This window comes from Pseudomonas kielensis (assembly GCF_014236655.1).
In the GTDB taxonomy this organism is placed as follows: Bacteria; Pseudomonadota; Gammaproteobacteria; order Pseudomonadales; family Pseudomonadaceae; genus Aquipseudomonas; species Aquipseudomonas kielensis.
Map to the genome: position 1 here is coordinate 1 of NZ_JACMYG010000059.1, position 11,367 is coordinate 11,367.

General features: G+C 56.3%; 9 protein-coding genes and 1 pseudogene. 6 read left to right on the plus strand and 4 right to left on the minus strand.

Features of this window, described 5'->3' with window-relative positions:
* Positions 1 to 40: 40 nt before the first annotated feature.
* Entirely contained in the window at positions 41 to 355 is a 315-nt protein-coding gene (gene merT / locus H7995_RS27630) for a mercuric ion transporter MerT (protein WP_185819291.1), read from the minus strand.
* 71 nt (positions 356 to 426) lie between these two features.
* Between merT and H7995_RS27635 the strand changes: the two genes are divergently transcribed.
* Together H7995_RS27635 and H7995_RS27640 are read left to right on the plus strand one after the other, a co-directional pair.
* Positions 427 to 903: a MerR family DNA-binding protein gene (locus tag H7995_RS27635; RefSeq protein ID WP_185819294.1), complete on the plus strand. Its 477-nt coding sequence runs from the start codon at positions 427 to 429 to the stop codon at positions 901 to 903.
* A pseudogene (locus H7995_RS27640) lies at positions 896 to 1,225 on the plus strand (MerR family DNA-binding protein); the annotation flags it as partial. The gene H7995_RS27635 and the pseudogene H7995_RS27640, both read left to right, overlap by 8 nt.
* Before the next feature lie 186 nt (positions 1,226 to 1,411).
* Here H7995_RS27640 and H7995_RS27645 read toward each other — a convergent pair.
* The 3 genes from H7995_RS27645 to H7995_RS27655 are packed head-to-tail and all read right to left on the minus strand — an operon-like array spanning position 1,412 to position 7,274.
* Positions 1,412 to 4,540, minus strand: coding sequence for an efflux RND transporter permease subunit (locus H7995_RS27645; RefSeq protein ID WP_185819292.1), 3,129 nt, complete (start codon positions 4,538 to 4,540; stop codon positions 1,412 to 1,414).
* Entirely contained in the window at positions 4,537 to 6,021 is a 1,485-nt protein-coding gene (locus H7995_RS27650) for an efflux RND transporter periplasmic adaptor subunit (RefSeq protein ID WP_185819293.1), read from the minus strand. The genes H7995_RS27645 and H7995_RS27650 overlap by 4 nt, the downstream gene beginning before the upstream one ends.
* Positions 6,018 to 7,274, minus strand: coding sequence for a TolC family protein (locus H7995_RS27655; RefSeq protein WP_137807356.1), 1,257 nt, complete (start codon positions 7,272 to 7,274; stop codon positions 6,018 to 6,020). The genes H7995_RS27650 and H7995_RS27655 overlap by 4 nt, the downstream gene beginning before the upstream one ends.
* A gap of 946 nt (positions 7,275 to 8,220) precedes the next feature.
* Between H7995_RS27655 and H7995_RS27660 the strand changes: the two genes are divergently transcribed.
* The 4 genes from H7995_RS27660 to H7995_RS27675 form a co-directional block, all read left to right on the plus strand.
* Positions 8,221 to 8,805: a TetR/AcrR family transcriptional regulator gene (locus H7995_RS27660; protein WP_238347437.1), complete on the plus strand. Its 585-nt coding sequence runs from the start codon at positions 8,221 to 8,223 to the stop codon at positions 8,803 to 8,805.
* Between the two features lie 72 nt (positions 8,806 to 8,877).
* A complete protein-coding gene (locus H7995_RS27665; RefSeq protein ID WP_137807354.1) occupies positions 8,878 to 9,558 on the plus strand; it encodes a haloacid dehalogenase type II in 681 nt (226 codons plus the stop codon).
* A 53-nt stretch (positions 9,559 to 9,611) separates the two neighbouring features.
* Positions 9,612 to 10,583 carry an arsenosugar biosynthesis radical SAM (seleno)protein ArsS gene (gene arsS, locus H7995_RS27670; RefSeq protein WP_137807353.1) on the plus strand — a complete coding sequence of 324 codons (972 nt, stop codon included), beginning with the start codon at positions 9,612 to 9,614 and terminating at the stop codon, positions 10,581 to 10,583.
* 11 nt (positions 10,584 to 10,594) lie between these two features.
* Positions 10,595 to 11,367, plus strand: a 773-nt coding sequence (locus H7995_RS27675) for a sodium:solute symporter family transporter (protein ID WP_425312261.1), incomplete at its 3' end; no start/stop codon positions are given.

The following is an 11,367-nucleotide window of genomic DNA, read 5'->3' on the forward strand; positions in this document are numbered from 1 at the left end:
AGCGAGGGCGGCAAACAGTTTTTTCATGGTGAACTCCTGATTAGTAAAAAAATGGCACAACATAGGGAAAACCGAGCGCGACCAAGACCAACGCGACAACGATCCAGAAAATGAGCTTATAGGTGGTCCGCACCTGCGGAATTGCGCACACCTCGCCCGGCTTGCATGCCTGTACTGGCCGGAAAATGCGCCGCCAGGCGAAGAACAACGCCACGAGCACCGTCAGGTTGCCGATCCAGGCCCCGCTGAATCCCAGTGCGATCAGAACCAACGGCCCAAGACAGCAAGTCGAGGCGAGAATCGCCGCCAGCCCCCCGGCGACAAGAGGGGCGCGCCCGTTTGATGGTTCAGACATGCATTTCTCCTTTCGAGCATTTGATCGATGGGTTAAGGTTAATCCCGTAGTCAGGTACGGAATCAAGCGGCATCAAACACAATTTGGAGAACCTGACCATCGGCAATTTCGCCAAGGCAGCCGGGGTCAATGTGGAGACCATCCAGCTCTATCAGCGCAAGGAACTGCTGCCGGAACCAGACAAGCCCTATGGCGAGGCGGATGTAACGCGGGTGCGCTTCGTGAAATCGGCCCAGCGGCGGGGTTTCATTCTGGATGAAATCGCCGAGCTACTGCGGCTAGATGACGGAACACATTGCGAGGAAGCTGGTAGCTTGGCGGAACACATGCTTAAGGACGTGCGCGAGAACATGGCCGACTTGACGCGCATGGAGGCCGTGCTGTCTGAACTGGTGTGCGCCTGCCATGCGCGAAAGGGGAACGTGTCCTGCCCGCTCATTGCGTCACTACAAGACGGAACGAAGCTCACGGTGTCGGCGCGGGGGGAGTCACGGGTTGACTACGCCTTAGCGTGCTTTATTTTCCGAATTCTGAGACAACCCCAATAAGCCTTACGCCAGCATTCGCCGTTATGGAGGCGCGGATGTAGCGCGGTTACGATTCGTAAAGTCAGCGCAGCGTATAGGCTTCAGCCTGGACGAGATTGCTGGATTACTGCGACTGGAGGACGGTACTCACTGCGAGGAAGCCAGCCACCTGACAGAGCACAGGCTTAAAGACGTGCGAGAGAAGCTGGCAGACTTGAAACGTATGGAGGCTGCCCTATCTGAGCTTGTGCGTGCTTGCCACTCGAGGGAGGGGAACATTTCCTGCCCGCTTGTTGCCTCGTTACAGGGTGGAGCGCTTCTCGCCGCGCCGACTATGCCATAGCGAATGGCTTTTTCGAGTACTGAGTGCATGCCCAGATTGGCGGACAGCTGCATAGACTTCATGCCTACGTCGCGTTTGTTGGTTCTGGCAGGTACCGACACGGCTCAATTGGACTGGGTGAAAGGATCCGCTAGATCAGGTTCTAGCTAATCCTTTCACTTCAACCATCTCGGATTTACAGTCAGTTCAACGTTTCAGGTGGCGACGACGTAAAAGATGAAAGGCCGCCGGAATAACGAACAGGGACAATAGTGGCGCGGTGATCATGCCGCCGACCATGGGGGCGGCAATTCTGCTCATCACTTCGCTGCCGGTACCGCTACCCAGGAGGATGGGTAGCAAGCCGGCAATGATCACGGCCACTGTCATGGCCTTGGGTCGAACCCGCTGCACCGCGCCTTCGCGAACCGCATCGATTAGCCCACGCTCAGTGTTGTCACCAAGCTCTTCACGTTCGGCCCAGGCGTTCTTCAGATAGATCAGCATGATCACGCCAAATTCGGCAGACACACCGGCCAAGGCGATAAAGCCGACACCGGTGGCCACTGACAAATTGTATCCCAGCAGATAGAGGAACCATGCCCCGCCAGTCAGTGCGAACGGTAAGGTAGCCATGATCAGCAAGGCCTCGTCGAAGCGGGCGAGCGTCAGGTAAAGCAGTACGAAAATGATCAGTAGCGTCGCTGGCACCACCAGCTTGAGCCTTGCATTGGCCCGTTCGAGAAACTCGAACTGACCCGAGTAGCTCAGGCTCATGCCTGGCTGCAACTTGACTTGTTCACTGACGACCCGGCGCAGGTCGGCGACCACTGAGGCAATATCCCGACCACGCACGTCGATGTACACCCAGCCAGAAGGTCGAGCGTTTTCGCTCTTGAGCATCGGCGGGCCGTCGCTGACCTTGATCTTCGCCACCGTGCCGAGGGTGATCTGGCTCCCCAAGGGGGTGTAGATCGGCAGCTGCTCCAGGGCGCCGAGCGAGTCACGCCACTCGCGGGGGTAACGCACATTGATCGGGAAGCGGGCGAGCCCTTCAATGGTCTCCCCGATGTTTTCGCCGCCAATAGCCCCTGCCACGATCGACTGCACATCGGCAATATTCAGTCCGTAGCGGGCGGCCGCCTTGCGGTCGATATCCACGTCGATATAGCGGCCACCGGTCAGTCGCTCGGCCAGGGCCGAACTGACCCCGGGTACGTCCTTAGCCGCGCGTTCGACAGCCTGAGTAGCCGCATCGATCTCCGTCAGGTTGGTGCCGGCAATTTTCACCCCAATCGGGCTCTTGATCCCGGTGGCGAGCATGTCGATACGGTTGCGGATTGGCGGTATCCAGATGTTGGTTAATCCAGGGACACGTACCACCCGATCCAACTCTTCCACAAGCTTTTCCTGGGTCATTCCTGGGCGCCACTGCTCGCGCGGCTTGAATTGAATGGTGGTCTCGAACATCTCCAGCGGTGCCGGATCGGTGGCAGTTTCGGCGCGGCCAGCTTTACCAAAGACGTGCTCGACTTCGGGCACCGTCTTGATCAGGCGGTCGGTCTGCTGCAGCAGCTGCGCCGCTTTCTGCGCTGACAACCCCGGTAGGGCCGAAGGCATATAGAGCAGATCGCCCTCGTCCAGCGCAGGGAGGAACTCGCCACCCAAGCGAGAGATCGGCCATAGCGCGCTGAGAAAGACCAGTAGCGCCACCAGCATGGTGATTTTGGGCCGACGCAGCACCGCGTCCAGGGCCGGTTGATAGATCCTGATCAGCCAACGGTTCAACGGGTTTTGTTGTTCATTGGGAATACGCCCGCGAATCCAGTACCCCATCAGTACCGGCACCAGGGTCACCGACAGTCCGGCCGCCGCAGCCATGGCGTAGGTCTTGGTGAAGGCGAGGGGACCAAACAGGCGGCCCTCTTGAGCCTCCAGGGTGAACACCGGAATGAACGACAGGGTGATGATCAACAGACAGAAGAACAGCGCCGGCCCCACCTCAGTCGCCGCTTCGGTCATCACCTGCCAATGATGTTCGCCCTTCAGCTCTTCCCCCGGATGGGCCGCGTGCCAGGCCTCGACCTTCTTGTGGGCGTTTTCGATCATTACCACGGCGGCGTCGACCATGGCGCCGATGGCGATAGCAATCCCTCCCAGCGACATGATGTTGGCGTTGATCCCTTGATGACGCATGACGATGAAGGCAATCAGCACCCCAACCGGCAGCGAGATAATGGCCACCAGGGATGAGCGCAGGTGCCAGAGGAATATCCCGCAGACCAACGCGACGACGATGAACTCCTCGAGCAGTTTGTGGCTGAGATTTTCCACGGCGCGATCGATCAGCTTGCTGCGGTCGTAGGTGGTGACGATTTCCACCCCCGCCGGCAGACTGCTTTTCAAGTCGTCGAGTTTGGCCTTGACCGCCGCAATGGTCTCGCGAGCGTTCTTGCCGCTGCGCAGGATCACCACGCCACCAACCGTTTCACCTTCGCCGTCGAGTTCGCTAATACCACGACGCATCTCCGGCCCCAGTTGAATTGTGGCCACATCGCCAAGGGTCACCGGCACGCCACCGGCACCGAGCTTGAGTGGAATCGCCCGAAAGTCATTGAGGGTCTTCAGGTAGCCTGAGGCGCGGACCATGAATTCAGTCTCCGCCATCTCCAGCACCGCGCCACCGGTTTCCTGATTGGCCTTGCCAATCGCCTCGGTCACCTCCGACTGCGTGATGCCCAGGCTGGCCAACTTCAGCGGATCGAGCTGCACCTGATACTGCTTGACCATGCCACCAACGGTGGCTACTTCCGCCACGTTCGGTAGGGTTTTGAGCTCGAACTTGAGAAACCAGTCCTGAAGTGCGCGCAGTTGTGCCAGATCATGTCCACCGGTGCGATCCACCAAGGCGTATTGATAGATCCAGCCCACCCCGGTGGCATCCGGTCCCAAGGCCGGTTTGGCCGTAGCTGGCAGGCGGCTTTGTACCTGACTCAGATACTCCAGCACTCGTGAGCGGGCCCAATACAAATCGGTACCGTCTTCGAACAGCACGTAAACGAAGCTGTCGCCGAAGAAGGAGTAACCGCGTACGGTTTTCGCCCCCGGTACCGAGAGCATGGTGGTCGCCAGGGGATAGGTCACCTGGTTCTCGACAATTTGCGGCGCTTGCCCCGCGTAGGGGGTGCGGATGATCACCTGAACATCGGAGAGGTCCGGCAGGGCATCGATGGGAGTGGTCTGAACCGACCAGACGCCCCAGACCGTGACGAACAGCGTGGCCAGTAGTACCAGGAAGCGGTTGGCCACTGACCAGCGGATAAGGGCGGCGATCATGGCTGGCCCCCTAGTTTTTCCAGACGCTCAACGCGCAAACCATCGTCGGTTTGACTGACTGAGATCCGAACCTTGTCGCCCGATTTGAGCCCTTGCATGAGCGCAGGGTCCGCCAATGGGAAGGTCATGGTCATGCCTGGCATGCCCAGCGTCTTGAACGGCCCATGAGCGAGGGTCACGTCTTTGCTATTGATCTGTACGACTTGCCCATCCGCCTCATGAAAGGCTGAGGCTGTTGCGGGAGGTGGTGGCATTTCCAGCGTTCGCGCGACGATGCCCTTGAGGCTGGCCTCGGAGTCGAGCAGGAACTGTCCAGAGGAGACCACTTGCTGGCCTTCCTCCAGACCGTTCAATACCACCGTTTTTCCTTCGTTTTCCTGCCCGAGTTGCACCTCTACGGGTCGGTAGCGACCAGCGTCTTCGGCGAGCATCACCAGGACGCGTCGGCCGGTGCGAATGACGGCCTCGCTCGGCACCCACAACACGCTTTGCTCGGTTGAACGATTCAAGCGCACCTGCGCCGTCATACCCGGTCTGAGTTGCCCATCAGGGTTGGCGAGTTCGACCCGCACACGAACGGTGCGGCTGTCCGGATTGGTTTCGGGAAGAATCGTGCTGACCACGCCTCCGAGCACAGTCCCAGGGAAGGCTGGCAGGCGTGCTTCGACCGTTTGACCGAGGACGATCGATCCCGTCTCCGACTCTGGAACGGCCACGGCTAGCCAGACGCTACTCAAGCCATTGACTCGAGCCAGAGTCTCGCCTCCCGCCACGGTCATACCCGTACGTACATCCAACTCTTGCAGCACACCGCTAATGGGGCTGGTGAGGGTCAGGTTAGGCTGAATCTTGCCGCTGCGTTCTACCTGGGTAATCAGCGCCGCCGGCATCCCGGTGAGGTGCAACCGTTGGCGTGCTGCCACCAACAAGTCAGCATCACCATGACGTTTAAGTGCAAGGAATTCTTCCTGGGCTGCAGCCCATTCCGGTACCAGGATATCCGCCAATGGCGCATTGGCTTTCAGCACATCGCCGGGAGCATGGGCATAGACCCGCTCCACAAAACCCGCAGTACGCGCCTGAATCACGGCGACATCCCGTTCGTTGAACGCCAGCACGCCGACCACGTCCAGGCTGGAAGCGAGGACTCCACGGGTGACTGTCGCCAGGCGCAGGCCGAGATTCTGAGTCAGACTTGGATCAATGCTGATGGCTGCGCCATTCGTTGCAGCGTCAGCGTATTGCGGCACGAGTTGCATGTCCATGAAGGGCGATTTGCCCGGCTTATCGAATTTCTGCTGCGGCTTCATCGGGTCGTACCAATACAGCACCTTGCGTTGGTCTTGTGTCTTGGGACTCTGCTCGGCGAGCGCATCAGGCATTGCGCTCATACGCTGCTGAGCGAACCAGTAGCCGCCTGCAACCCCTAGGGCGACCGACAAGCCAGTCAACACAGCCGCTTTCCATATTCGAGTGCTCATAGGCTGGTTTCCCCGTAATTGAAATACAAGCGCGCATTGGTCAGGGCTCGCTGCTCTTCGATGTCGACTTGTTTGAGTCGGACCTCGATGAGTTCACGTCGAGCTGCGACGACAGCCGTCAGGTTGCCTTTCCCTGCGCGGTAACTGGCCATGGTCAGTCCGACCTTTTCTTTGGCCAGGGGTACCAGGCTTTCCTGACTGCGGCGCACGGCGCGATTCAGGCGTTCGTATTCGGCCAAGTCCTCCTCCAGTTGCTGGGTTTTCTCACGCACAGTGACTTCACGCTCAGCCTCCAATTGGTTCAGTTCAGCGTGTTTGGCAGCGATCTTGGGATTTTGACGGGAGTCGGGAAACAGTGGCAGATCGAAACTGAACTGCACGCTGACCATGTCACCGAACTGACGGCCACGGTGTTGGTAATCGAGTTCCCAACTCCAGTCGGATTGCTTTTCCGCCTCGGCTTCACGCACCTTGGCTTGCGCCTCGCGAGTCATCGGCACAAAGGCCGCCAGCGCGGGGTGATGTTGCAGTTTGCGGGTGTAACCAGAGGTCTCGACGGGCCATTGCGGCAAGCCACCAGTTGGTTCGTCGTTGGCCGCCGGCCCAATCCAGCGCTTAAGCCCAGCCCGGGCTTGAGCACGCAGGCGGATTAGGTCGTCCTGTTGATCCGCTAATTGAGCCGCCTCCTGCTTGGGTGTCACTGCATCGGCAGGTTGGGCACGACCACCGGCGATCTGTGCCCGAATGGTTTCGGTCAACAAACGATTTTCTTTGTAAAAGTCCTGGAACAGGACCTCTTTACGTTCGATGGAATAGCTGCTGATCCAGGCCAGTGCCGTGGCCTGACGGACGTTCAAGCGCTCGACACGACCTTCGGCCGCTGCTCGATCGACGGCGGCATCAGCGACCTCGATACGTGCTTTGCGTTTGTCACGATTGGGTACTTCTTGCCTAACTCCAACCGATTGCTGGGTCATGAAGTCCTGGTCAATAGTCCAACGATTCGGACCGCCAATGGGGTAGTTCTGTACGCCCAGCAGCAGTTTGGGATCGGGTAGTTCGCCGGCTGGAATGGCTGCATTACTGGCGGCTTGCAGTTTGGCGGCTTGGGCGGTCAGCGATGGAGCATTGCTTTCGGCCAGTCGCAAGGCTTCATCGAGTGTTAGAGGGGCGGCGAGACTCGGCAGTGCGAGTACGCTTGCCGCCAGGGCAGCCACGACGGGCCACCCTGTGCAATAGCGTTTGGGATTCATACTCACGATTCCTGTGATGTTTCACTGCGCGCTTCATTAGATATGCGCGCAGATATGCCATCCCACTAGCGTGGAATGGAACTCGGTGTGGTACAGGAATCAGGTACGAGGAGGTCGCCAAACTGCAAGCGGGGTTCTGGCGGGTAAGAAATCGTTGAATAATTGAGCGTCAATACGGGTTGGTACTGTGGGCGGTGTTCTTATGATCAGTACTTGCAGCATGCAGCCGGTCTTGCATTCCTGGCCGGGTTTGCAGGGGTTTCCATGGTCAGAGCGGTTACCCTCGTCTTGACAACAATTGTGGGCTTTGTCGCCGATGCTTGGCGCACCTGCTGCCTTCATCGGGCAAAGCTCTGTGGCCGCAGCAAGCCCCGCAATCCCGTTGAAGGGAAGGGCAATGCAAAGCAGAAGGCAGATACCGAGCCGAGCAAGTGTTTTCATATCAATGCCAAGGTTATTGGGAGGCGAACATAGGCATAGCACCACGTCGTCAAGTCATCCACAGTAGCAGCACTGGGACCTTACGCTACGAATAGCAATATTTCGAGGTCCAAATGAGGCATCCACTTTCAGCAGCAAAACCATGAGCCATTTTGACTTGACCTAGCAAGAAAGTGATCAAGTGCTCCGGTAGTGCCTCACCTGGGTTGAGCGTTGATTGTTCACATAGATGACTTTCAGTGCGTGTTGTTACATCTCAACAAATTCAGCAAGTGATTTGCACGCCTACGACAGCGGAGCTCCGCTGGACGCTCAGCGTCAAAAGCATTGCTATGGTGCACGCTTGCGTCCTTACATCGGTGGAGAAATTGACTAGTGAAAGCCGCAGCAGGGTATAGCGCGGAACCTAAGTGCTCATACACCTTGGAAAAATTGACTTTATCCTTCCTGACTTGGTGTTTGGGGCTCACTTCCTATAGCGAACCGAATAGTCCATAATCCACCCATGAATCGTGGACGCCCAAGAATTTTTAACCCTGAATATGTGCTAGAAAGCGCAATGCAGCTTTTTTGGCGCAAAGGTTATGAAGCGACCAGCCTGCAAGATCTACTGCAAGCTACTGGGCTGTCGAAAAGTAGTCTCTACGATAGTTTTGGTAACAAGCAGAGTTTGTTTGAAGCTGCATTTACCCGTTACTTCGATATGCGAGCTGTCTTGATGCGTGAGGAGCTGGGCAGGGCTGCCAGCCCCTTGGCTTTCATTCGCAACTGTTTGAACTCGGTTCTTGAGGACGTAGCCCCTGGATACGGGCCGCGTGGATGCATGCTCGTGAACGTCGCAAACGAGTTTTCGACCAATGACCCATCTGTAGAAAAGCTAATATTTCTTGCAACTCGCCGTTTTCGCGAAGTCTTCGTTGAAGCTTTCGAACAAGCCAAAATAAGTGGCGAGGTATCCCAGTCTAAAGACCCCGCGTCACTTGCCCTTTTTATGCATTGTGCGATGAGTGGTTTGCGTACTCAGGTCAAATCCGGGATTGCTCGGAAAGAAATTCTTACAGTTATTGAAATAATCATGGCGAATTTCTGATATTTTTTTGCCTATAATTGGACTGATCGGTTCGTATATGACCGCATCAGCGTCACTACTGAGGATCTCCAGATGACTCCAACAATCGCTTTCGATGTCTACGGAACGTTGATCAACACAAAATCCGTAGAGAGAGCCTTGGGATTGCTGGCTGGCCAAAAATCTGTGGTTATCTCGGAGCTTTGGAGACAGAAGCAGTTGGAATACAGCTTTCGACGAGGACTGATGCGCGATTATCAGGACTTCTCTGTTTGTACGCATGACGCCCTTCTGTTCGCTTGTGAGAGCCATGGTGTGACGCTTAGCACCTCAGAGCAGGAGCAGGCGATGCATGCCTATACAGAGCTGGAGGCTTTCGATGACGTGAAAGGCGGGCTGGCTGACTTGCAAAGCTCAAAGCTCCGACTGTTTGCTTTCTCCAACGGCAGTCGAACTGCCATCGACGCCCTCTTGCGGTATGCAACGCTACGAGAGAGCTTTATTGATGTATTGAGCGTTGAGGACGTGCGGTCCTTCAAGCCGGACCCAATTGTATATGAACACCTCGTCAAACAATGTGAGGTGCCCGCAGGAGAGGTTTGGCTGGTCTCCAGCAATCCTTTCGACGTCATTGGGGCCGCTAACTACGGTTTGCGTACCGCTTGGCTACGTCGCGATCCAACGGTGATTTTTGATCCTTGGGGTGTGGTGCCTGATCTGGTTCTAGGAGGGTTTGACGATATCGCTAGCAAAATACAAGCGGCTAGTTTGTAACGCAGGCCTGTCTTGAGTCTCAAACTCAGAAGCTCCCAAGAGTAACCCTTGCTATGCACGCGACCTTACCTCTCCTGAACGCTCTAGATTTCCCGTCAATACGCCGAGGTCAGCTAGAAGCCCTGCAGGTCAATCTTACCTATTTGTGTAACCAACGCTGCTTGCATTGTCATGTCAACGCCGGGCCAACACGCACTGAAGCCATGACCGATGAAAGTCTCGTGTTGCTGCACCAGGTTATTGATGCACATCCGGTTCATACGCTCGACCTAACGGGTGGAGCGCCTGAAATGCATCCGCGCTTCAGGGAGATTGTCATCCATGCGCGGCGCGAAGGTTTACGTGTAATTGATCGCTGCAATCTGACGATTTTGAGTGAGCCGGGTTATGAGGATCTAGCCGACTTCCTAGCGCAACAGCGGGTTGAAGTCAGTGCATCCTTGCCATGCTACTCACGGGGAAACGTCGACAAACAACGCGGTGACGGCGTTTTCGATGCCAGCATTGAGGGGCTTAAAAAACTCAATGCCTTGGGGTACGGCATCGACGGCAGTGGTCTTACCTTGAACTTGGTTTACAACCCGCAAGGCCCAAATCTTCCCCCACCTCAGGCGCAGCTTGAAGCAGACTACAAAGTCCATCTGGCCGAGGACTTTGGTATTCACTTCAACCACCTACTCACCATTACCAACCAACCGATTGCCCGCTTTGGCAGCACCCTGGTGAGTAAAGGTCAATTCAACAGCTACATGCAATTGTTGCGTGACAGCTACCGCCCAGAGAATCTCGAAGCCGTAATGTGCCGCAGCCTGGTCAGTGTCGACTGGCAGGGTTATCTATATGACTGCGACTTCAATCAGATGCTCGAACTACCACTGTCAGACCTGATCGGTCGCGATCGACCTCATTTGCGTGATTTGCTCAATGCCCAAAGTTTAGAAGGTAATCCGATTGTTACTCGAGATCATTGCTACGCCTGTACCGCAGGTCAAGGTTCAAGTTGTACTGGCGCACTCAAGGACTAGGGATGATCTTAATGGAGACGAATAGCTTACTGGGTGTGTTCTTTTGGGGTTTTTTGGTGGTCTATGGCGTGATTATGATCGCCCTGTCACCACGCGCAGTAACCGTAGGAGGCTTTTTTCACGGAGAAGATGCAAAAGGTCGCAGTGCAGCGCCCTGGCTGCTGACCTCCAGCATTTTCATTAGCTGGATTTTTGCAAAATCAGTGACCAATGCTGCCAATCTGGGGGCCAGTTATGGTCTGGTGGGTGGTCTGGCGTATGCGACCTACTGGCTATCAATTCCTCTGGCCGGATTCGTCATCTTTCGATTACGCCGACGTTTTGGCGCTACCAGCCTTGTGAGCTTTTTGACTAGTCACTATGGGCGGGCGGCGGCTCTCGCGTTTACAGCCGCGATTTTGATACGCCTGTTCAATGAGGTGTGGAGTAATACGGCGGTAGTAGGGGGGTACTATGGAGAGTCCGGCAGTCTGTCGTTCATTGCTGCGGCCTTATTGTTCACCGCAGTGACCCTGGCCTACAGCCTGCGTGGCGGTCTACGCAGCTCAATCGTGACCGATGCAGCGCAAGCAGCAATTTTTTTAATAGCACTGATCTGGGTACTCGGGTTGGTGTTGCCACAACACAGTGCAATCGAACTGGCCAGTACCAGTCATTGGGCACTCGATTCGGGTGTGGATCTGCTGCTTGTCGCCGGATTACAGGTGTTCAGTTATCCGTTCCACGACCCAGTACTAACAGATCGCGGTTTTATCAGTGAAGAGAAAACCATGCGCCGCTCCTT

Excerpts from the sequence above, each read along its gene's own strand:
- merT (WP_185819291.1), bottom strand. The coding sequence starts at position 355 with ATGTCTGAACCATCAAACGGGCGCGCCCCTCTTGTCGCCGGGGGGCTG.
- H7995_RS27645 (WP_185819292.1), bottom strand. The coding sequence starts at position 4,540 with ATGATCGCCGCCCTTATCCGCTGGTCAGTGGCCAACCGCTTCCTGGTA.
- H7995_RS27650 (WP_185819293.1), bottom strand. The coding sequence starts at position 6,021 with ATGAGCACTCGAATATGGAAAGCGGCTGTGTTGACTGGCTTGTCGGTC.
- H7995_RS27655 (WP_137807356.1), bottom strand. The coding sequence starts at position 7,274 with ATGAATCCCAAACGCTATTGCACAGGGTGGCCCGTCGTGGCTGCCCTG.
- H7995_RS27660 (WP_238347437.1), top strand. The coding sequence starts at position 8,221 with ATGAATCGTGGACGCCCAAGAATTTTTAACCCTGAATATGTGCTAGAA.
- H7995_RS27665 (WP_137807354.1), top strand. The coding sequence starts at position 8,878 with ATGACTCCAACAATCGCTTTCGATGTCTACGGAACGTTGATCAACACA.
- arsS (WP_137807353.1), top strand. The coding sequence starts at position 9,612 with ATGCACGCGACCTTACCTCTCCTGAACGCTCTAGATTTCCCGTCAATA.